This is a genomic window from Rhodothermales bacterium (assembly GCA_041391505.1).
Classification (GTDB): Bacteria; Bacteroidota; Rhodothermia; order Rhodothermales; family JAHQVL01; genus JAWKNW01.
The window spans coordinates 1-21034 of record JAWKNW010000033.1 but is presented as its reverse complement, the minus strand read 5'-3'; the positions used below and the strand labels follow the sequence as shown (position 1 = coordinate 21034).

At 64.5% G+C, this 21034-nt stretch carries 19 protein-coding genes; 13 read left to right on the top strand and 6 right to left on the bottom strand.

The annotated features are described in order from the left end of the window. Positions 1–3 precede the first annotated feature (3 nt). Positions 4–1584 carry a D-aminoacylase gene (locus tag R2834_21840; GenBank protein MEZ4702990.1) on the bottom strand — a complete coding sequence of 527 codons (1581 nt, stop codon included), beginning with the start codon at positions 1582–1584 and terminating at the stop codon, positions 4–6. 110 nt (positions 1585–1694) lie between these two features. Between R2834_21840 and ggt the strand changes: the two genes are divergently transcribed. The 6 genes from ggt to ruvC all read left to right on the top strand — a co-directional run bounded on the left by ggt (position 1695) and on the right by ruvC (position 7554). Next, entirely contained in the window at positions 1695–3452 is a 1758-nt protein-coding gene (ggt, locus tag R2834_21835; protein MEZ4702989.1) for a gamma-glutamyltransferase, read from the top strand. Between the two features lie 101 nt (positions 3453–3553). After that, complete coding sequence (locus R2834_21830) at positions 3554–5035, top strand: HD domain-containing protein (GenBank protein MEZ4702988.1); 1482 nt, start codon at positions 3554–3556, stop codon at positions 5033–5035. Between the two features lie 9 nt (positions 5036–5044). Beyond that, positions 5045–5608: a hypothetical protein gene (locus tag R2834_21825; GenBank protein MEZ4702987.1), complete on the top strand. Its 564-nt coding sequence runs from the start codon at positions 5045–5047 to the stop codon at positions 5606–5608. Positions 5609–5657: 49 nt separating this feature from the next. Continuing rightward, a complete protein-coding gene (locus tag R2834_21820) occupies positions 5658–6062 on the top strand; it encodes a hypothetical protein (protein ID MEZ4702986.1) in 405 nt (134 codons plus the stop codon). Positions 6063–6173: 111 nt separating this feature from the next. Then, the gene (locus tag R2834_21815) at positions 6174–6920 is read left to right on the top strand and encodes a YebC/PmpR family DNA-binding transcriptional regulator (protein MEZ4702985.1); all 747 of its coding nucleotides are present in this window, start codon (positions 6174–6176) and stop codon (positions 6918–6920) included. A 91-nt stretch (positions 6921–7011) separates the two neighbouring features. After that, the gene (ruvC, locus tag R2834_21810) at positions 7012–7554 is read left to right on the top strand and encodes a crossover junction endodeoxyribonuclease RuvC (GenBank protein ID MEZ4702984.1); all 543 of its coding nucleotides are present in this window, start codon (positions 7012–7014) and stop codon (positions 7552–7554) included. Between the two features lie 47 nt (positions 7555–7601). Here the strand turns inward: ruvC and R2834_21805 are convergent, their stop codons facing one another. Then, positions 7602–7862 (bottom strand): DUF4290 domain-containing protein, encoded by a 261-nt coding sequence (locus R2834_21805; GenBank protein MEZ4702983.1) that lies wholly within the window; start codon positions 7860–7862, stop codon positions 7602–7604. 336 nt (positions 7863–8198) lie between these two features. Between R2834_21805 and R2834_21800 the strand changes: the two genes are divergently transcribed. The 7 genes from R2834_21800 (at position 8199) to R2834_21770 (ending at position 17229) form a co-directional block, all read left to right on the top strand. Next, positions 8199–8483 (top strand): hypothetical protein, encoded by a 285-nt coding sequence (locus R2834_21800; GenBank protein MEZ4702982.1) that lies wholly within the window; start codon positions 8199–8201, stop codon positions 8481–8483. 113 nt (positions 8484–8596) lie between these two features. Next, positions 8597–9526, top strand: coding sequence for an ATP-binding cassette domain-containing protein (locus R2834_21795; protein ID MEZ4702981.1), 930 nt, complete (start codon positions 8597–8599; stop codon positions 9524–9526). Positions 9527–9678: 152 nt separating this feature from the next. Next, a complete protein-coding gene (locus R2834_21790) occupies positions 9679–10905 on the top strand; it encodes an ABC transporter permease (protein MEZ4702980.1) in 1227 nt (408 codons plus the stop codon). Between the two features lie 157 nt (positions 10906–11062). Further along, entirely contained in the window at positions 11063–14359 is a 3297-nt protein-coding gene (locus R2834_21785) for a BamA/TamA family outer membrane protein (protein ID MEZ4702979.1), read from the top strand. Between the two features lie 82 nt (positions 14360–14441). Beyond that, entirely contained in the window at positions 14442–14810 is a 369-nt protein-coding gene (locus tag R2834_21780; GenBank protein MEZ4702978.1) for a hypothetical protein, read from the top strand. Between the two features lie 78 nt (positions 14811–14888). Further along, positions 14889–16289: a trigger factor gene (gene tig / locus R2834_21775; protein MEZ4702977.1), complete on the top strand. Its 1401-nt coding sequence runs from the start codon at positions 14889–14891 to the stop codon at positions 16287–16289. Positions 16290–16527: 238 nt separating this feature from the next. Next, positions 16528–17229, top strand: a complete 702-nt coding sequence (locus tag R2834_21770) for an ATP-dependent Clp protease proteolytic subunit (GenBank protein MEZ4702976.1) — start codon at positions 16528–16530, stop codon at positions 17227–17229. A 77-nt stretch (positions 17230–17306) separates the two neighbouring features. Here the strand turns inward: R2834_21770 and R2834_21765 are convergent, their stop codons facing one another. From R2834_21765 to R2834_21750, 4 genes are all read right to left on the bottom strand, one after another. Continuing rightward, entirely contained in the window at positions 17307–18257 is a 951-nt protein-coding gene (locus R2834_21765) for an ABC transporter permease (protein ID MEZ4702975.1), read from the bottom strand. Positions 18258–18283: 26 nt separating this feature from the next. Next, a complete protein-coding gene (locus tag R2834_21760) occupies positions 18284–18421 on the bottom strand; it encodes a hypothetical protein (protein ID MEZ4702974.1) in 138 nt (45 codons plus the stop codon). A 22-nt stretch (positions 18422–18443) separates the two neighbouring features. Further along, positions 18444–19319, bottom strand: coding sequence for a cytochrome c (locus tag R2834_21755; protein MEZ4702973.1), 876 nt, complete (start codon positions 19317–19319; stop codon positions 18444–18446). A 125-nt stretch (positions 19320–19444) separates the two neighbouring features. Continuing rightward, on the bottom strand, positions 19445–21034 hold a 1590-nt coding region (locus R2834_21750), incomplete at its 5' end, for a hypothetical protein (GenBank protein MEZ4702972.1).

The following is a 21034-nucleotide window of genomic DNA, read 5'->3' as shown; positions in this document are numbered from 1 at the left end:
GCCTCAGTGCCGCAATGCCCGGCCGGCCCGGATGCCGGTCGGTTCTCCATCGATCAGGGCGGCCTGTCCGTTGACGAATACGTGCACGACGCCCTGGCTGTACCGATGGGGGTCCTGGAAGGTCGCGGGGTCGGCGACGGTATCCAGGTTGATGACGGCGACGTCTGCCATCGCGCCGGGGCGGAGGACGCCGCGGTCGGCGAGGCCGAGCCGCCACGCCGGCAGGCTGCTCATCTTGCGGAGGGCCTCGGGGATCGAGAGCACGTTCTCGTCACGCGCATAGGTACCCAGCACCCGGGCGAAGGTGCCGTAGTTGCGCGGATGCGGCTTGCCGACACCGGGCGCCGGGATCCCGCCGTCCGAGGCGATCATGGTCATCGGGTGCTGCATGATCCGCCGCACGTCCTCCTCCTGCATCGCATAAAAGATGCCCGAAAACCCGCCTTTTTCCTGCAGATCCATCGCCAGCTCGGCAGCGTTTTCGAGCGTCGCGTCCTGACCGCGCTCGCGCAGGATGTCCGACAGATTTTTTCCGTTGAGCGTCGTATCCCAGGGGCAGTAGGCCACCGCGACGTTCGCCGGGTCGCCGCCGCCGCGATCTTCCCGGAGGCTGAAGAGGATGGCTTCCCGGATGCGGGCGCGCTGCTCGGGGTCGCGCAGCCGGCCGACGAGGTCGCCCTGCGTACCTTCGAGGCTCCAGGAGGGGAAGAGGACCGTTAATCCGGTGCTGGACGCGGTGTACGGATAGAGGTCCATCGACACGTCGATGCCCCGTGTGCGCGCCTCGTCGACCAGGCGCAGCGTCTCGATGCTCGAGCCCCACATCGCCTTGCCGATCACTTTGTGGTGGGTCAGCTGCGTCGGCAGCCGGCCCTCCTCGCCGATGCGGATGGTCTCGTGGACGCTCTCCATCAGCCCGAGCCCCTCGTCGCGCATGTGGCTGATGTAGATGCCGCCGTACCGGCCGGCGACGCGCGCCAGCTCGATGACTTCCTCGGTGGTCGCGTAGGCGCCCGGCACGTACTTGAGACCGGACGAGAGGCCGAAGGCCCCTTCGCGCATCCCGATGTCGACGAGCTGTTTCATCCGCTCCAGCTCGGACGCCGTCGGGGCGCGATTCTCGTTCCCGAGCACCTCGCCGCGCACCGTGCCGTGGCCGATCATCGTTCCGAAGTTGACGGCGCCCGGCCGGGCATCCAGCCGGCCCAGCGCCTCCCCGATGGGGTGGAGCGAGCTGCCGTCGGGGCCGGCGATGATGGTGGTCACCCCCTGGCGCAGGTAGTTCCCCGCGTCCGGGCGCAGAAAAATGTCGCGGTCGCCGTGGCTGTGGATGTCGATGAAGCCGGGCACGACCGCCAGGCCGGCGGCGTCGATGCGCGTGGCCGCCCGCCGGCCGCTGAGGTCGCCGATGGCGGCGATGCGGTCGCCCAGGAGCCCGACATCGGCGCGCACGGGCGGGTTGCCGAGGCCGTCGTAGACCTGCCCGCCCTCGAGAATCACGGTAAAGATCTGGCCGGAAGGCTGGCTGGCCGCCCCGCGCCATGCCAGCGCGAGCAGAAGCAGCAGGATCCCATTGACCTTCATGTAGAATTGCAGATTTAGCCCGTATGGTTGATTTTAGATGCCGGCCGCCGCGGATCGCTGCGCGCGCTGGAAGCCCATCATACTTCTTTCACCCGCAACCTGCAATCTGTATGGACGCCTCATGCTCCCACCTCGCTCTCGTGCTGTTTCTCGCCGTTTCCGTCCTGGCCGTGTTGCCGGCCGCCGCACAGGGCGGCGGGGATCGGGAGGTCGGTCAGCCTTTCGCCACGCGCAGCGCGGTGCTCGCGCGTAACGGCATCGCGGCGACCAGCCATCCGCTGGCATCGCAGATTGCTATCGATATCCTGAAGAAAGGAGGCACCGCCATGGACGCGGCCATCGCGGCGAATGCCGCGCTGGGACTCATGGAGCCGGTCAGCTGCGGCATCGGGGGAGACCTCTTTGCCATCGTTTTTGATCCGAAAACGAAAAAACTCTATGGCTACAACGGGAGCGGGCGTTCGCCGAAAGGGCAGTCGCTCGCCACCCTGAAGACGCTGCTCGCCGCGCGCGGGAAAACCATGATCCCGGATCGCGGCGCCCTCTCGGTCTCGGTGCCTGGCGCCGTTGACGGCTGGTTCGCCCTCCACGATCGGTTCGGCAAGCTCCCGATGCGCGACCTGCTAGCGCCGACCATCCAGTATGCCCGCGAAGGGTACGCCGTCACGGAAATCATCGCGTACGACTGGGGCCTCAACGTCAGCGCGCTCGAGGCGGCCGCGGCGGACATCGAGGAGACGGACAACTACCGGGCGACCTACCTCATCGACGGCCGCGCCCCCAGGGTGGGCGACGTGTTCGTCAACAAAGGCCTCGCCCGCTCGCTCGAACTGATCGCCGGCCAGGGGCGCGACGCGTTCTACAAGGGCGAGCTGGCCGATGTGATGGACGCCTACATGCGACGCATCGGCGGCCCGCTCCGGAAAGCGGATTTCGAGAGCCATCACGGCGACTGGGTCGAGCCCGTCTCCGTCAACTACCGCGGCTACGAGGTCTATGAATTGCCGCCGAACGGCCAGGGCGTCGCCGCGCTCCAGATGCTCAACATCCTCGAAGGCTATGACCTCGCCGCGATGGGACACAACAGCGCCGACTACCTGCATGTCCAGATCGAGGCCAAGAAGCTGGCCTTCGAGGACCGCGCCCGGTTCTATGCCGACCCGGATTTCTACAAGGTGCCGCTCGCGCAATTGCTGTCGAAGGACTATGCCGCGCGGCAGCGCGAAACGATCCGGATGGATCGGCCGATGCGGCAGCTGGATGAACGCGCCGCGCAGCTCGAGGAAGGCGACACCATCTACATGACGGTCGCCGACAAGGACGGCATGATGGTTTCGCTCATCCAGAGCAACTACCTCGGTCTCGGCAGCGGGCTGGTGCCTGACGGGCTGGGCTTCATGTTCCAGGACCGCGGCGCCCTCTTCGCACTCGAGGAGGGGCATCCGAACGTCTATGCGCCCGGGAAGCGGCCGTTTCATACGATCATCCCGGCGTTCGTGATGAAGGACGGGGAGCCGTTCATGAGTTTCGGCGTAATGGGGGGCGCCATGCAGCCGCAGGGGCACGTGCAGGTGCTCGCGAACATCCTCGATTTCGGGATGAACGTGCAGGAAGCCGGCGATGCCGCCCGCTATCGCCATGACGGGAGCAGCGAGCCGACCGGTACGGTGATGACCGACGGCGGGGTCGTCCATCTCGAAAGCGGCGTATCCCCCGAGGTCGTCGAGGCCCTCCGCGCCCGGGGCCACACGGTGCGCGTCGACAAAGGCGCCTACGGCGGCTACGAAATGATCCTCCGCGACCCCCGGACCGGCGTGTACCACGGCGCCACCGAAATGCGCAAGGACGGCATGGTCGCGGGATATTAGGTTGCAGGTTGGCAGGTTCCAGGTTTTCTGGTATGGAGCATGCCCTCAACCTGTAACCTGCCAACCTGTAACCATCCAACCTGCAACCTGCCAACCCACTCGTGACAAACTTATCCCCACAGATCGCCAGGCAGCCTTACGCCGGCGTCCTCCGCGAGGTCGGCCGCGCGGCGGCGGATGCGGGCATCGAGGCCTATGCCGTCGGCGGCGTCGTGCGCGATCTGATGCTGGAGCGGGATGTGACCGAGCTGGATTTTGTATCCCTGGGGGATGGAAGCGGGCTGCGGCTCGCGAAGGCGGCGGCCCGCCGGCTCGGCGGGCAGTCGGTCCATCAGTACGAGAACTTCGGGACGGCCGCGATCCGCATCCCGCTTGCCGGCATGCCGGACGACGCGATGGTGCTGGAATTTGTCGGCGCCCGGAAAGAGAGCTACCGGAGCGACTCGCGCAAGCCGATCGTGGAAGAGGGCTCGCTGCAAGACGACCAGCGCCGGCGCGACTTCACGATCAACGCGATGGGCCTCCGGCTTGATGCCGAGCGGTTCGGCGAGGTGCTCGACCCCTTCGGCGGTCGCGCCGATCTCGAGGCCGGCATCCTTCGCACGCCGCTCGACCCGCATGTTACGTTCGAGGACGACCCGCTGCGCATGATCCGCGCCGCCCGCTTCGCCACGCAGCTGGGGTTCACACTCCACGCCGATACGTTTCAGGCCCTGTGCGACAAGGCCGGGCGCGTTTCCCTCCTCAGCCGGGAACGGATCACGGACGAGCTGCAGAAGATCATGATGGCCGGCATGCCGTCCGTCGGGTTCCGCATCCTGTACGAGGCCGGCCTCCTGCGGCATATCCTGCCCGAATTGACCGACCTCGCCGGCGTCGAGGCGATCGACGGCCTCAAGCACAAGGACAATTTTTTCCACACCCTCCAGGTGGTGGACAACCTCGTCGCGATGACCGCCGGCCGCCCCCCCACCGAGACCCTGTGGCTCCGGTGGGCGGCCCTGCTGCACGACATCGGCAAGACCCGGTCGAAACGGTTCACGGAAGGCGTCGGCTGGAGCTTTCACGGGCATGAAGACCGCGGTGCGCGCATGGTCGCCGGCGTGTTCAAAAAGCTCAAGCTGCCGCTCGACGACCGGATGCGGTATGTCCAGAAACTGGTGCGCCTGCATCATCGGCCCGTGTCGCTGGTCGACGAGCAGGTGACCGACTCGGCCGTGCGCCGGCTGCTGTTCGATGCCGGCGAGGACATCGAGGATCTGATGACGCTGGTTCGGGCCGACATCACGTCGAAGAATCCGCGCCGCGTCCAGCGCTACCTCGACGCGTTCGACCGCGTCGACGCGCGCCTCGTGGAGGTCGAGGAAAACGACAAGCTCCGCAACTTCCAGCCGCCGGTCGACGGCATCGAGATCATGCAGACGCTCAATCTGCCGCCCGGGAAGGCCATCGGACTCCTCAAGGAGGCCGTCCGCGAGGCCATTCTCGAAGGCGTGATCCCCAACGAACATGACGCGGCGTTCGATTATCTGATGCAGATCAAGGACGCCATCCTCGAGGGCGCGCCCGCGCCCCGTTCCTGAAAGGGAGCCATGGAACCAGCCCAGAAGACACCCCCAGAAGGCCGAACCGAACGCCTGGTCGCCGCCGTATCCGTGCGCGCCCATGCGGTGGTGGGCAAGGTTCGCAGCGCCGCCGCCGTCTTCGTGCTGGCGGCGATGGGTCTGTGGGGGAGCCTGTTTTACCCCTTCCAGTTCGAAAGCGCGGCGGCGTGGATGGCGATCGGGGCCTTGCTGCTGGCCTTGCTCGCGCCGGCGGGCATCGTCTATCTGTTCTATCGCGGGCTCCTTTCGATCGCCCGGCTGCCCGAGCGGCTCGCCGCCACCGCCGGCGCCGGGAAAGCGCACGCCGCCATGGCCTGGCGAGCGGCGGTGCAGGATGCCGAGTCATCCGCCGATCAGCGCGCGTTTCGCCTCGTCGGCGCGATCCGCGACATCCGCTCCCTCGTCGGAAGCAGCCGCGAGATGCTCGTCGAATACACCGTCCTTTTCCGGATGGTCAACCCCCTCGTCCTGGCCGTGGTGGGGGTGGCCGCGCTCGCCGGCATCGGCCTCGTCATCGCCGCCGCCATCGCGCTGCTGGTGGCCGTATTCTAGCCGCCACCATGGCTCGCCCCGAATCCCTGCATCGCACCGCGTATCCCGCATGGCCAATCCGCTCCTCAAGAAACTGGGTCTGAAAGCCGGCTGCCGGGCGCTGTTCATGTACCCGCCCGCGCATCTTTTCGAGCTGTTCGGCGAACTCCCCGAGGGGGTGGTGTTGGTGGATCACCCCGAGCCCGACCTCGGCTACATCCACGGCTTCTTTCGGGATGCGGACGAACTCGAGATGGCGTTTCCGATGCTCAAGGCGCATCTCGCGCCGGCGGGGACGCTGTGGATCTCGTGGCCGAAAAAGACCTCGAAGCTCGCCGCCGACCTCGACGGCAACATCGTCCGCGAAACCGGGCTCCGGCACGGGCTCGTGGACGTGAAGGTGTGCGCGATCGACGCCGATTGGTCCGGGCTCAAGTTTCTCTACCGCACCCGCGACCGGCCGGCGCGAACCTGAAGCGAGGCGCGCCGTTCGCAAACTCGCCGGCCGGCGGGACCCGATGCGCCGCCTGCGAGGTTTATACTGCCCCCTTTCTTTTCGCAACAACCCGTATACCGCTGCTAGAGTATGTCAGGCCACAGTAAATGGTCCAAAATCAAGCGCCAGAAGGCAGTGACCGACGCCAAGCGCTCGCAGTCCTGGGCGCGTATCGCGCGTGATATCATGATTGCCGCCCGGGAGGGCGGCGGCGATCCGTCCATGAACGCCCGTCTGGCCCTCGCCGTGGACAAGGCGAAGTCCGAGAACATGCCCAAGGACAACGTCGAACGCGCCATCAAGCGGGGCACCGGAGAAATCGCCGGCGCGGACTACGAGGAGGTCAGCTACGAGGGCTACGGCCCCGGCGGTGTCGCCATTTACGTCGACTGCCTGACCGACAACACCAACCGCACGGTCGCGGATGTGCGTCACATCTTCAGCAAATACGGCGGGAGCATGGGGCAGACGGGGTCGGTCGCGTTTCAGTTCTTGCGGAAGGGCCAGCTGGAAGTGCCGGCCGAGGGCCGCGACGAGATGGAGCTGTTCGAACTGGTCGCCGAGGCCGGCGGCGAAGATCTGGTGCTGGAAGACGACGTCTTCGTGATCACGACGCCGGTGGAGAGCTTCGGGTCCGTGCAGGCCGCGTTGCGCGAGAAGGGCATCGAGCCGTCCGAGGCCAACCTGATCCGGGTCCCGACGAGCACCGTGTCCGTCGAGCCCGAGGTCGCCCGTAAGCTCGCCATCCTGATCGAAATGCTCGAGGACAACCAGGACGTACAGTCCGTCACCACGACCCTCCACTTCGACGAAGCGACGATCGAGGCGTTGTCGTAAGGGTTCAAGGTTCGGAGTTCCACGTTCAAGGCGGGTGAACCGGGCATCGCGTACAACCGTTGAACCTTAAACCCAGAACCTTAAACCTATTTTGCGCATCATCGGCATCGATCCTGGCTCGCGTTTTACTGGCTACGGCGTCATCGATGTCGAGCGGGGCCGGGAGCGGCTCGTGGAGTTCGGGGTGTTGCGGCTGGACGCGTCGAAGAGTCACGAATGGCGGTTGAAGCACATCTATGACCGGGTGACGGAGGTGATCGCCCGGTCGCTGCCGGACGAATGCGCCATCGAGATGCCCGTTTACGGCAACAACCCCCAATCGATGCTCAAGCTCGGCCGGGCACAGGCGGCGGCGATGCTGGCGGTCCTCAACCGGGAATTACCCGTCACGCAGTACACCCCGAAGGAGGTGAAACGCTCGGTCACGGGCAACGGCAACGGGTCGAAGGAGCAGGTGTGGTATATGGTCAGAAAGCTGTTGACGATGGACGAGGCGCTGCAGGTGGACCTCGATGCCTCGGACGCGCTGGCGGTGGCGCTGTGCCACGGGCATCGGGGGGACAGCCGGCAGGCGGGCCATCACAAGAACTGGGCAAGTTTTCTCCGGGACAACCCGGGGCGCATCATCGAGTAGCCGCGCGCAGGTGGGTGGCGGCTGCCGCGATCAAGCGTAGAACTCGATCAATCGTAGAAATAGCCGCGTTCTTCGTCGCGGACGCGCACCACTTCGGCGACTTCATCCACTTCGAGTAGGTCGTCGCACATCTTGGCGATCATCTGCCCCATCTGCCGGTCTTTCTGGGGGGCCTGGTTCCACTCCGGGTGGGCCTGTTCGACAATGCTGATCAGGATACGGAGGTACGGATAGCGCTGTTCGGGCGTTTCCAGTTTGGTAATCGCTCGGGCGAAGAGCTCGGCATTGCGCCCTACTTGTCTGTCCACAATTTTTGTCGGGTACTTCATGAACTGTTAAGGACGAGGATGGGAGTGTTCGCGATAAAAAGCAAAAGACCGTACAGAAGCCGGTGCTTGAACGTAGGTGGGGTTATTGATAAGCCTGCGGCCGCCGGGGGCGGGTTTGAGCTTCCCTTTTTATATCGAACCGAATCAATCTAACCAAATGATTGTGAATAAGAAACTGCGTGAGTCCTTCATTTTTACGAATTTCGACGAATTCGTTTGAATCTTATGGGTACTTCCGGTTATTCTCGCTGGGGTTTTCTGGAATCTTGAACCATGGACGAGGCGTATGTAGGGGGCCTAACAAACGAGTCATCGATGGCGTCTGGAGCTAAATATGGCCTGAGTCCGTACCGCCTCGAGCTGCTTCCGAGCGTACCGGCATTTCACCGCCGGGCGCGCAAGAAAAAGGAGCTGCTCATGGGGGAGCTGGTGTATTACGGACCGATGCCGGCGTATTACGGCATCGGCGAGGTCAAACGGGTCGTGGGCCCGTATGTCGCCGTCGATTTTCGGGGTACGGGCGAGTTCGGGGTTCACGAGGATGTCTTCGAGCAGCACTACCTCATCCCCATCCCGCAGGCCACCCTTCCCCTGCTGTGATCCCCGCGCGCACGGCGGCGGGGTGTTTTTTTGCCGCGCCGTGTAACCTCTCATGGACATGACGTAGAGCGAATCGGCGCTGCAACCCACTTTCCCGCCTTCCATCCGTTTGTATGACCGAACTGCGTGTAGAAGAGGTATCCAAGCAATACGGCCAGGTCAAGGCCGTCAACAACGTCTCCCTGGAAGCCCGATCGGGCCGCGTGATGGGGCTGCTCGGGCCCAACGGCGCCGGCAAGACCTCCACGATCCGCATGATCGCCTACATCACCATCCCCGATAGCGGGCGGGTGACGTTCAACGGCAAGCCGGTCGGCGTGTGGAGCCAGGAGCGGATGGGATACCTGCCCGAGGAACGCGGCCTCTACAAAAAGCTGAAGGTGGGCGAGCAGCTCGTCTACCTCGCCGAACTCAAGGGCCTGTCGCGCCCCGAGGCCAACCGCCGCGTCAAGCACTGGCTCGAACGGTTCGACGCGCTCGACTGGGCCTCGAAGAAGACCGAGGAGCTGTCGAAGGGGATGCAGCAGAAGATGCAGTTTATCAGCACGGTCGTCCACGAGCCCGAACTGCTGATCCTCGATGAGCCGTTCAGCGGGCTCGACCCCATCAACGCCGGCGTGCTGAAGGAAGTCATCCTCGACATGAAACAGCAGGGCCGCGTCATCCTCTTCGCCTCCCACCGCATGGAGCAGGTGGAGCAGCTCTGCGACGACATCTGCCTGATCTCGCGGGGAGAAATCGTGCTCGACGGCCCGCTGCGTGAGGTGAAGCAGCGTTTCGGCCGCAACCGCGTCGTCGTCGAGTTTGGCGGCGAGGGGATGTTTGTGGAGGAACTCGTGCAGGAAGGCGTCATCAGCGTCAGCGAGCGGACGGCCCACCGGGTCGAACTCAAGATGCTGAACGACCGGCATCCGTCGATCGTGCTCGAACGGGCCATGGCCGCCGGCGAGGATATCCACCGCTTCGAACGCGTCGAACCCTCGATGAACGATATTTTTGTCTCCGTGGTCGAAGGACAAGCCACCGCGCGAACGGCTTCCTGAGCACCTTCCGGCACGGCAGGGGACCGCCCCCGAACCCGTGCACCCGGACCCCGCCGCGTAAACGTCTGAACACGCCGTCAGCCTCGATGAAAAAGATCTGGATAGTACTGAAAAGCGAGTTTATACGGAGGGTGCGATCCACCTGGTTTATCGTGGGCACTCTGCTGGCGCCCGTGATCCTGATCGCGATGGCCATCCTGCCGGCGGTGATCGGGCTCGCCGCCTCCGAAAGCGAACAGCGCCGGATCGCCGTGATCGACGAGACGAGCGCCCTGTTCGACGGGCTGCAGCGGCACGCGGCGGACGGGTTTGTGTTCGTCCGGACCGAGTCGCCGCTCGACTCCCTGCGCGACGCGGTGGTCAAAGGGGTGTACAACGGCTACCTGACGCTGCCGGCCGGCCTGATGCAGGACGAGGGGGAGGCCGTGTATTATTCGGTGGAAGGCAGCGGCCTCTCGGGTGAGTCGCGCCTCGAACGCGCCCTCAGCCGGTCGCTGGAGGATTACCGGCTCGCGGAGAAAAACGTCTCCCAGGATATCCTCGACATCCTCGAATCCAGCATTCCGGTGCGCGCCGTCAAGCTGACCGAAGAAGGCGAGCAGGCCGACAGCGCCGCCTTCTATTCCATCCTGGGATACATCATGGGCTTCATCATCTACGCCGCGATGTTCATTTACGGGGCCTATGTGATTCAGGGCGTGCTCGAAGAGAAAAGCACCCGCGTCATCGAGGTGATGGTGTCGTCGGTACGCCCCTTTCAGATGTTGATGGGGAAGGTGCTCGGCATCGGCGCCGTGGGCCTCGTGCAGATGATCGCGTGGAGCCTGCTGATGCTCGGGGCGACCTTTTTCGCCGGCGGGATCGCGTCGATGTTCCTCAACCCGGCCGACCTCAACCTGCCCCTCGATGCGACGCAGGAGCAACTGCTCCAGGCGGCCGATTTTACGATCCCCCAGATCGCTCCGCGCGTCTTTATCTGGTTCGTCCTGTTTTTTATCGGGGGATATCTGCTGTATGCCAGCCTCTTCGCCGCCGTGTCGTCGGTCGTCGAGCAGCAGCAGGATGCCCAGGGCCTGCTCACGCCGATCTACGCCCTGATCATCATCCCGATCATGTTCATCGTGTTTTTCGTCGAAAGCCCCAACAGTACCCTGGCCACGGTGCTTTCCATGATCCCCTTCTTCTCGCCGATCCTCATGGTCGTCCGCGTCGCGGTGACGGAGGTGCCGTTCTGGCAGGTGGGGCTATCGTATGTGATCCTGATGGGCACGTTCCTCGGCGCCATGTGGCTCAGCAGCCGCATCTACCGCGTAGGCATCCTGATGTACGGCAAGAAGCCGCGCATCAAGGACCTGATCCGGTGGGTCCGGTACGAGTGAAGGGTTTCGGGTTCCAGGTTTGAGGTTCAAGGTTCAAGGGGCTTGAGTGAGAAGCCCTTGAACCTTGAACCTCAAACCTGGAACCCTTCCCCCCCGCCTGCCTAGAAGGATACAAGGCCCGCCGATTCTGTCCCATCCCCCTTACCGGGCGTTCCCGATGCGATCTACCGGAGCTGTGATCCGTGTGTTGCTGGTGGTGCTGGTCGCGTGGCTTTGCGCGCCGGCACCCGGGACGGCTCAGTATTTTCGGTACGGCAAAAACAAGGTGCAGTATGCCGAACTCACCTGGTCGTATCTCCAGTCGCGGCATTTCGACATCTACTATTACGAAGGCGGGCGCGACCTCGCGGATTACACGGCGCACTTCGCGGAAGAGGCCTACGAACATGCCCGCCGGCTCCTCCAGATCGAGATCAACGGGCGCATCCCGATCATCGTCTACCAGAGCCACAACGACTTCGTGGTGACCAACGCGGTCGACCTGCCTACCTTCTCCGAAGGCATCGCCGGCGTCACCGAGCCGTACAAGAACCGCATCGCCATCCCCTTCGTGGGCGACTACCGCCAGTACCGCCAGACGCTGCACCACGAACTGGTGCACGCGATGCTCAACGACTTTTTCTACGGCGGATCGCTCCAGTCCATCATCCAGAATAACATCCGCCTCCAGATTCCCCACTGGTTCAACGAGGGCCTCGCGGAATACGCGTCGGAAGGGTGGAGTTCGGACGCGGACGACTGGATGCGCGACGCCGTCGTGCACGACGATATCCCTCCGATGAAATACATCGGCGGCTTCGCCTCCTACCAGGCCGGCCAGGGCGTGTGGGATTACATCGGCGAGCAGTACGGCCGGGAACGCATCGCCGAAGTGTTGCAGCGGCTGCGCCTCTCGCAATCGGTGGAGGCCAGCTTCAAACGCGCGACCGGCCTGTCGCTCGACGAGCTGTCCGAACGCTGGCACCGCGCCCTCAAGCAGGTCTATTTTCCCGAACTCGCCGCCCGCGAGGACGTCAACGACTTCGCGCGGGCGATCATCACGACGGCGAACGGGGGCTTCTACAACACGAGTCCGTCCCTCTCGCCGCAGGGGGATCGGCTGGCGTTCATCACCACGCGCAACGGGCTGTTCGACGTCTACATCGCGGACGCCAACGAAGGGACCATCGAGCAAAAACTGGTGGATGGGCAGACCAGCGCCGAGTTTGAGAGCCTGCGGATTCTGACGCCCGGCATCTCCTGGAGCCCGGACGGCCGGCACATCGCCCTCGCCGTCAAGAGCGGACCGACGGACGCCATCGCGGTGATCGATGTGGATACGCACGACGTGATCCACTACCGCGTGCCGGGCGTCGATCAGATCATTTCCGTCGCCTGGAGCCCCACCGAGCAGCAGATCGCCTTCGAGGCATCGGTCGACGCCCAGAGCGACATCTTCGTCCTCGATCTCGATACGCACGAGACGATCAACTACACCGACGACCTGTTCAGCGATCACGAGCCGGCGTGGAGCCCGGACGGCCGCTCCCTCGTCTTCCACAGCGACCGCGGCTCCTACACGCGCCTCGGGCAGTTCGAGGCCGGCGCCTTCGCGATGCAGGAGCACGATTTCGGGCAGTACGATGTCTACCTCCTCCCGCTCGGGGCCGACGAGGCGGAACGCCTCACGTTCAACGAGCTCTGGGACGATCGGAGCGCTAAATTCGGCGAGGATTCCACGCGGGTGCTGTTCATCTCGGATCGCAACGGGATCTTCAACCTTTACGAAAAAAACCTCGTCTCGGGCCTGGTGCGCCCGCTCACGAACGCGCTGAACGGCATCACGCAGGTGTCCCTGTCGGCGGACGGCGGCACGGCGGCGCTGATGAGCCTCGAAAGCGGCCGGCCCCAGCTCTACGTGCTCAAGAACCCCTTCGATCGCGTGTTGCCCGAGGCCAACCTGACGCCCAACGTCTGGGCGCAGCGCGTCGTTCAGGAGACCCTCACGCCGGCGCCGGCCATCGCCCTGGCGCCGGACGGCCTGCGGCTCGCCAACCCGTTTCTCCGCGACGCGACCGACGGCACCGCCTTCACCCGGGCGACGTCGCGCACCGATGACTTCCTCGCGTCGCGGCTGCTCATGCTCGCCCGCGACGACGCCGATGCGCAAAACGACAGCCCGTTCTCCGTCGACGCCGAGTGGGACAGCTCCCGGTACGGGAACGTCCGCGTGGATCTGCGCGACTACATCTTCAGCGCCAACGCCGAAGACCAGCAAGCCGAGGAACTCGACTATCTCATCAATCCCTTTACGCCCCACGGGAATGTGGATGTCGACGGCCGCTACAAGCCGCGCAAATACAAGCTGCGCTTTTCGCCCGACCTCGTGTACGGCGCCGCCGGCTACGACGCGCTCTTCGGCGTCCAGGGGATCACGCAGATCATCTTCAGCGACATGCTCGGCAACCACCGCGTGCTGGTGGCCTCCAACCTGCTCGTGGATCTGCGCAACTCGGACTACATGATGTCCTATGTCTACCTGCCGAAGCGGGTGGACTGGGGCGGATCCGGGTTCCACGTTTCGCGGCTGCTGCCCGACTTCGCCCGGCGAACCATCTACCGGTACCGCCAGTATGGCGTCAGCCTGACGGCGTCCTATCCCTTCGACAAGTTCCGCCGGGTCGATGTCGACCTCTCGGTGGTGGGCGTGAGCCAGTCGGACATCGTGGAGCCCTCCGCGCCGGCCCTGACCCGCGCGCTCCTCCATCCCTCCGTGATTTTCACCCGCGACGTCACCACGCCCGGGCCGCTGGCGCCTCTGGAGGGATCCCGGTTCTCGGTGAGCCTCGCCGGCAGCCCGTTCGGCCTGTCCGGCGAAACCGTCCGGTTCGTCACGCTGCTGGGCGACGCGCGGACCTACGCCTCGATCGGGCAATCGCTGTACACGCTCGCCTTCCGCTTCTCGGGCGGTACCTCCATCGGGCCGACGCAGCAGCTGTTTTATACCGCCGGCCTCCAGAACTGGATCAACCGGCGTTTCGACGAAAACAACGGCTTTCCGATCGAGGACATCTCCGACTTCGTGCTGGCCACGCCGATCATGCCGCTGCGCGGCTACCGGATCAACGCGCTCAACGGCACCAACTTCGGACTGGTGAACGCCGAGTTTCGCTTCCCGCTCATCGCCGCGATCCTTCCCGGGCCGCTGCCGCTCCTCCCCCTGTACAACATCCAGGGCGCGGCCTTCCTCGATGCCGGCGCCGTCTGGGGCGGTCGCGGATTCGACAATCCGTTCGACCTGTACACCGTCGACGCCCAGGGCAAGCGCATCTTCGACGACTTCGCGCTGAGCACGGGCGTGGGATTGCGGACCATCTTCCTCGGTTATCCCCTGCGCTTCGATTTTGCCTGGCCGTACGACGGCCGGCGTTTCAAGCGGCAGAGCCTCAACTTCTCGATCGGGTTCGACTTCTGATCCATTCCGCGTCCTAAAGCACCCCGACGCCGCGCCGATACCCTGGCTAGCCCCACCCCCTCCACCAAGCCAGGGCTATCCCATGCCGAAGACCACCAACGGGTCGGCAAGCACATCTGCGGCCGCGCCGGAAGATGTGATGCTGTCCAGCCGATTCAGGGACCCGGAGCAGCGCCTGCTTTTTGCCCGCGCGCACCTGTTTCCGAATCGCATCGAATTCTCCGGAATCACCCTCGGCGGCGTGTACCGGAAGATGCTGCTGCTGGAGCAGGTCGAGCAGGTGGAGTGGCGCGCCGGCCAGATCCGCGCGGCGAATATGATCCTGAGTTTGCGCGACGGCAGCACGTTCAAGTTCTGGGTAAGCACCGCGGGGTTGTGGAAGTATCTGATCGATGCCAACATGCGCACGTTGTCGCGGCAACTGACGGCGGGCCGGGGCGCTTCCTCGTAGGCGCCGGCGTGGAACACGTATCGGTCAGCCGGATTCAATGTGCCCCAGTGCATATCACCGAATCCGGACCGAATCGCCGTGCAGACCACAATCAATCAGATCAATTCCGTCGAATTTGAGCTCGTCATCGACGCCCCCGCTCAGGAACTCGCGCCGCATGTAGAGGACGCGCTCCGCAAGCAGCGGAATCGGGTTCAGGTGAAAGGATTCCGCCCGGGCAAGGTGCCGATCTCGATGCTCAAGAAGCTCTATGGCGAGTCGCTCGTGATGGATGTGGTCGAGCGGTTTATCCAGAACGCGTTTCAGGATGAAGTGGTCGATCCCGGCGCGCACAAGCTCATCGGTTCGCCGGATCTCTCCGAACTCAACTACCAGCTCGATGGCGATCTCCATGCCGTGCTCCGTTTTGGCGTGCGCCCGGAGATCGCGATCGCCGATCTGTCGGGCGAGGAGATTCTGAAGCTCAAGCACGAGATCAAGCCGGAGGAGATCGAAACCCGGCTCCAGCGCATGCTCCTCGAGCAGGCCGAGCTGGAGGATCCGTCCGACGAGCAGGAGATCGGGAAGGAAGATTATATCGTGATCGACATGCAGCGGCTGGATCGCGCCTCGGGCACGCCGGTCGTCGGGTCGCGCGATGAGGACCTGTCGTTCTTCATGGACGACGAGCGGCTGCGCGATCAGCTGCGCGATGCGCTGGTGGGCAAAAAGGCCGGCGCCTCGTTCCGCGTCGAGCTGCCGGCCGAGGCCGACGACGAGGAAGCCGGCGCCGAGCCGCTGCTCGTCGGGCCGTCCGGCGAGAAGGTGGGCGGCGACGCCACCGATCCCTACGAGGTGACGGTGAAGAGCGTGCAGCGCCGCAAGATGCCCGAGATGGACGAGGCGTTCATCAAACGGGTCAGCAACGACCAGGCATCGACCGAAAGCGAGCTGCGCAGCCAGATCGAAAAACAGATCGAGACCATGTGGGAGCGGCAGTCGCGCGAGCTGCTCGAAGGCGAAATCGTGATGCGGATGCTCGATCTGCATGACTTCGAGGTGCCCGGTTCGGCCGTGGATATCTTCCTCGCGTCCTATCTCGAGGACATGAAACGCCGCAACGAAGGCCGGCTCCCCGAAGGGCTCGACCCCGCGACCTTCGCCGAGGCGAACCGCCCCGAAGCCGTGCGCCAGGCCCGCTGGATGCTCCTCCGCGACGCCGTCATCGATCAGGAGAAGCTGGAGGTGACCGAGGAGGACATCAACGCCTTCTTCGTGGAAATGGCCGGCGGCAACGAGGAGATGGCCGGCGCCTACCAGAAATACTACAAGGCCACCGGGATGGACAAGAACCTCGACCAGCAGCTGATCAGCAAGAAGGTGATCGATGTCCTCTCGGCCCGGTTCCGCATGAACGAGCTGGAGGCGGAGGCGTACGGCGAAGCGCTCAAGGCGCGCGACGCCCAGAAAAAAGCCGCTGCAGAGCCCCTGGGCGCCTGATCGCTCGCCCGCAAGATTCTTCGGTGTGGGTAGAACGGAGTTTGATCCGGGGCGTATGGATGAAAAAGAGCGCGCGTGTGGAGGTCATTCCGCCGGCGACGCTTTGAAATCGCAAAAAATGGACGATGTATGTTCAAAGCGTTCGATGGAGCCGTGCGGTTGACGTACCTCCTGAATCGTGCGTCATTGACCCTGTGCCATTTCCCTTCAACCGCATCGTGAAAGCGTAGATAGATTTATGGTCGACGATTTTCTCAAATTTACCAAAAGCCTGTCGATTCCGGGCGAGATCTACAGCGGCCCCTTCCGCGATCAGCCCATCAGCGGCCTCGTCCCCATGGTCGTCGAACAGACGTCGCGCGGCGAGCGCGCATACGATATCTTCAGCCGGCTGATGAAAGACCGGATCGTGATCATCGGTACGCCGATCAACGATCAGATCGCCAACCTCGCCGTTGCCCAGCTGCTCTATCTGGCGAGCGAAGACCCCGATCGCGACATCAACATGTACATCAACTGCCCCGGCGGCATGGTGTACAGCGGCCTCGCGATCTACGATACCATGCAGTTCGTCAACTGCCACGTCGCCACGATCTGTGTCGGCCTCGCGGCGTCGATGGGCTCGGTGTTGCTCGCGGCGGGCTCCCATGGCCGGCGCGCCGGGCTGCCCAACTCGCGCATCATGCTGCACCAGCCCTCCGGCGGCAGCCAGGGCACCGCGGCCGATATCGAGATCCAGGCGCGCGAGATCCTCTGGATCAAGCAACGCCTGTACGAGATCCTGGCCGACCACTCGGGCAAGTCGGTGGACGTCCTCAAGGAAGACTCCGAGCGCGACTACTGGATGAGCGCCGCCGAAGCCAAAGCCTACGGCCTCATCGACAACGTCCTCGAGCCCAGCAAAACCAAGGGCGGGACCGGGAAAAACGGGAAAGAGTGAGCGCGGACTGAGCGCAAATCGACTATCGCAAAAGGCAAATTGGAGTTCGTCCGCGACTTCGATTTGCCTTTTGCGTTTTACGATGTGCGATGATCAAGCGACACCGCGCCCACGATGATGGCGCCGATGATGATCTCCTGGACGAAATTGGGCACGCCAAGCATGTTGCACCCATTGCGGAGCACGGCCATGATGAGCGCGCCCACGATCGAACCGGTCGCGCTCCCCTCTCCGCCGTTGAGCGATCCGCCCCCGATCACGACGGCGGCGATGATATCCAGCTCCAGCCCCACGGCCGATGTGGGGTCGCCCACGGTGAGGTAGCTGTATTGCAGCACGCCGGCGACGCCCGTCAACAGGCCGCACAGGGTGTAGATGATGATCTTGAACCGGTCGACGGCGATGCCGCACAGTCGCGCCGTCTGCTCGTTCGAGCCGATGGCGTAGACGTACCGGCCGAGCAGGGTGCGGTTCAGCGTGAGCGCCGCGGCAGCCAGCACGATGAGGCAGATCCAGATCCCCGGCGCAAACACCAGCCACGACGGATCGGGGTCAATCAGCATCAGCCCGTTCAGCGCGTTCCGGGGTGTCGTAACCGTCTGCTCCTGCCCGATCCATTTGGCTACGCCTCGCGCGATCTGCATCGAACCCAGCGTCACGATGAAGGGGACGATCCGGAATCGAGCGACAAAGGCCCCGTTCAGCAGCCCGACCAGGCCGCCCGCGAGCACGCCGCCGGCCGCCGCCGTCAGCGCCCATCCCCAGCCGGGCGTGTCGCCGCCGGCGTTGATCAGATGCGCCACGACCACCGTCGACAGCGCAATCTGCGACCCCACGCTCAGGTCGATGCCCTTCGAAATGATGACGAACGTCATACCCAGCGCCGCGATGCCGATGATCACGCTCTGGGTGAGGATGGTCTTGAGATTGTAAAAGCTCGTGAACGCCGAGGGGCTCAGGACGGCGAACAGGATACATACGAAAACCAGGCCGGCGAAGGGCCCGAACGCGGTAAGGAGTCGTTTCATCGAGGTCTGACGCGTCGTCACGCGCTTCATCCGTCATCTGCGTACGGGCGAAGCATACGACGCGCGGCGATCAGAAACACGTCGCCGGCCGGCGTGCCCGGGGCAATCGCCTGCTCTTCAAACGTGAGCATCTCCCATACGCTTCTCGCGGCCACGGCGAGCATGCGATTGCCCTGCCGGCGCGTCTCACATCGACGTTCCGAAGTGTTGCTGGAGATACCGGTGGACGGCCTCGATTTCCTGGTCGGTAAAATGCGAAAACGCCATCGTCGGCATCAATTGAGCATTGAGCTGGCGACCGCCGGGCGCGATGCCGGTCCGGATGGCGGTCGCGAACTGGTCGAGCGGCCATGCGCTGGCAGCCGCCAGCGAGGGCGGCGGCGGGGTTCCGGGTTCGAGCGCCGGTCCGCCCCCCAGGTCGTCGCCATGGCAGTAGGCGCAGAGCGAGTCGATGATATATTCCCCGTACTCGGGTGTGGCTCCCTCCGGCGGTGCGGCTTTCCGCGCAGGTTGGGTGCGGACTTCCATCGCGATGTCGAGAGCCCCCGCTCCCAGCAGCACGTTCCCGAGCGGCCGGATTTCGCGCGCCGGCAACTCGTTATCCACCGGGGGCATCGACCTGACATAGGCGATCAGTGCGGCCGCGTCGGTGTCGCTGAGGTGGTGAAACGCGCGCGCCGGCATGATGAGGAGGGCGGTTCCGTTCGGCCGGACGCCGTACCGGATGGATCGGTCCCAGTCCGAGATGCTGCGGTAGCTGGCGGCGACGCCCCCTTTGCCCGACGTCAGGTTCGGCGCAACCATGCGGAACGGCGGCGCATCGGCGAAAACCTTCCCCTCCAACGCCTCGCCGTGGCAATCGTGACAGACGCGGGTCTGCGCGATGTGCAGGCCGCGGGCCAGCGTGGCGGAATCGGAGGGGGCCGACTCCAGGAGGCCCGTCACCTCAAACCGCTCCATGGCCTTGGATTTACCGGACTGCATCAGCATGAAACCGGTGATGGCGACGAGAACCAGTGCGACAGCGACAACAATCCCCACCCACTTCAACAGCTTTTTCATGGCGGTATCGAGTGACCTTTCAGATGAGTAAACAGAGCGCGTGCCGGGGTGCAGGACCCGGAGCGATGCGAGCAAATATCAGTGCACTATAGGATAGATGCAAGGCAGTGGCCGAAAAGCCGGCATCAACGAACGAACGTGTCCCGTTCGGCCGCAACCGAGTCGGGCGAAATGGACCGGCTGAACTCGGCGCTGGACAGCCGGCCCATCTCGTCGAGAGCCCGATCGTAAAATTGGATGGCCGCGTCGCGATGATGTCTGGCCCGATCGCCGGCGCCCACCTCCCGGCTCAGCGCTGCGTGCACGCGGGCGGTTTCTACATAGGTTGTCGCCAGGCTTTCTCTGCCGATGGCGTTGCCGGGATCCTGGGCGACGGTCCCGCGGAGCCGTTCCAGCGCATCCTGGCAGTACGCGAGCGCGCGCGCCGGCTGGCCGGCGTCGTAAAAGAAGGTGCACAGGGATCGCTGGGTATTGGCGAGGGTGTTGCCGGCTTCCGCGTGGTCCGGGTCCAGCGCGAACAAGGTTTTCTTGAGGGTAAGCGCTTCCTGGAAATGGCCCAGGGCGAGGTCCGTCTCGCCAAGGCTACGATAGACGCTGCCGAGCGCCTCATGAACGATGGCGATGCCGCGCAGCCCCTGGATGTTGGTGGAGTCGGAACGTGCCAGGTCCTCCGCCAGCGCGAGCGAGCGACGGAGTGCGTCGATGCCGGCCTCGGTCTGGCCGAAGTCGATGTACAGGTTGCCGAGTTTGTATACGCACGCTTTGAAGCTCGACAGAATGCGCGGATGGTTGGGGAAACGTCGGTCGAGATTCGCGAGAAGCGGACACCCGTCGCGCGCCAGGAGTTCGAGTGCTTCCGCCTTGGCGTCGCTCCAGGTGAGGCCGTCGACGCGATAAGAAACGGCCCGCCATCGGTCGATACCGAGGCCGATGTGGTCAGGATGCCGGCGTACGGCGTCCTCCAGGATCTCGTCGGCGAGGTCGAGCTGTGCCAGGCCCTCTGCCACGCGGCCAGCCCAGATGAGCCACCACCCCAGTTCGCTCTGAATGCGTCCGATGTCCAGCCGGATCGTGGTGTTTTGCGGTGCGATGCCGGAAAGCGAATCAAGGATGGTGAGCGCGCGCGTGCTGGATGCGATGGCGTCGATGTTCGCGCCGCCCCAGGACTGTACGACGGCGAGGCGGCCGAGGCTGACGGCCAGGGCCTGCCGGACGCCGGCGTCTTCCGGATGGATCGCCGCCAGTTCGGTGTGCAGGCGGACCGACTCCCGGTAGCTTGCGGTGGCTGCGTCGAGATCGCCGAGGTTTGGGAAATGCGGGTCGCCTTCGATTTCGCCGACGCGTAAGTAGGCTTCGGCGAGTTCGGCTTGGAGCGACGCATCGCCGGCCGATTCACGCAGCAGGCTGTCCAGGTAGATGCGGGCGTTGGCCACGAGGAGCCGGCGCGCGGGGGTGGCGCCGGGCAGGTCGCGGATGGCGTCGTGGAGGTCGAAAAGGAGGGTGTTGGCCAGTGATCGGACATCGTTGAACCGGCGTTCGGCGCGGTCGCGGGCCACGTCCGCCGCGCGGGCAAGGTGCCATGTCGTGACGATGCCGGCCATGAGCGCCAGCAGGGTGAGCGCGGTAGCCAGCACGGCCGCGCGATGCCGTCGGACGAACGTCGACGCCCGGTAGCTGAACGTATCCGGCCGTGCCGAGATCGGCAACTTGCGCGT

Bases quoted from the DNA above. Each gene is read 5' to 3' on its own strand.
- R2834_21840 (MEZ4702990.1), bottom strand. From the start codon at position 1,584: ATGAAGGTCAATGGGATCCTGCTGCTTCTGCTCGCGCTGGCATGGCGC.
- ggt (MEZ4702989.1), top strand. From the start codon at position 1,695: ATGGACGCCTCATGCTCCCACCTCGCTCTCGTGCTGTTTCTCGCCGTT.
- R2834_21825 (MEZ4702987.1), top strand. From the start codon at position 5,045: ATGGAACCAGCCCAGAAGACACCCCCAGAAGGCCGAACCGAACGCCTG.
- R2834_21820 (MEZ4702986.1), top strand. From the start codon at position 5,658: ATGGCCAATCCGCTCCTCAAGAAACTGGGTCTGAAAGCCGGCTGCCGG.
- R2834_21815 (MEZ4702985.1), top strand. From the start codon at position 6,174: ATGTCAGGCCACAGTAAATGGTCCAAAATCAAGCGCCAGAAGGCAGTG.
- R2834_21800 (MEZ4702982.1), top strand. From the start codon at position 8,199: ATGGCGTCTGGAGCTAAATATGGCCTGAGTCCGTACCGCCTCGAGCTG.
- R2834_21795 (MEZ4702981.1), top strand. From the start codon at position 8,597: ATGACCGAACTGCGTGTAGAAGAGGTATCCAAGCAATACGGCCAGGTC.
- R2834_21785 (MEZ4702979.1), top strand. From the start codon at position 11,063: ATGCGATCTACCGGAGCTGTGATCCGTGTGTTGCTGGTGGTGCTGGTC.
- R2834_21780 (MEZ4702978.1), top strand. From the start codon at position 14,442: ATGCCGAAGACCACCAACGGGTCGGCAAGCACATCTGCGGCCGCGCCG.
- R2834_21770 (MEZ4702976.1), top strand. From the start codon at position 16,528: ATGGTCGACGATTTTCTCAAATTTACCAAAAGCCTGTCGATTCCGGGC.
- R2834_21765 (MEZ4702975.1), bottom strand. From the start codon at position 18,257: ATGAAACGACTCCTTACCGCGTTCGGGCCCTTCGCCGGCCTGGTTTTC.
- R2834_21760 (MEZ4702974.1), bottom strand. From the start codon at position 18,421: ATGCTCGCCGTGGCCGCGAGAAGCGTATGGGAGATGCTCACGTTTGAA.
- R2834_21755 (MEZ4702973.1), bottom strand. From the start codon at position 19,319: ATGAAAAAGCTGTTGAAGTGGGTGGGGATTGTTGTCGCTGTCGCACTG.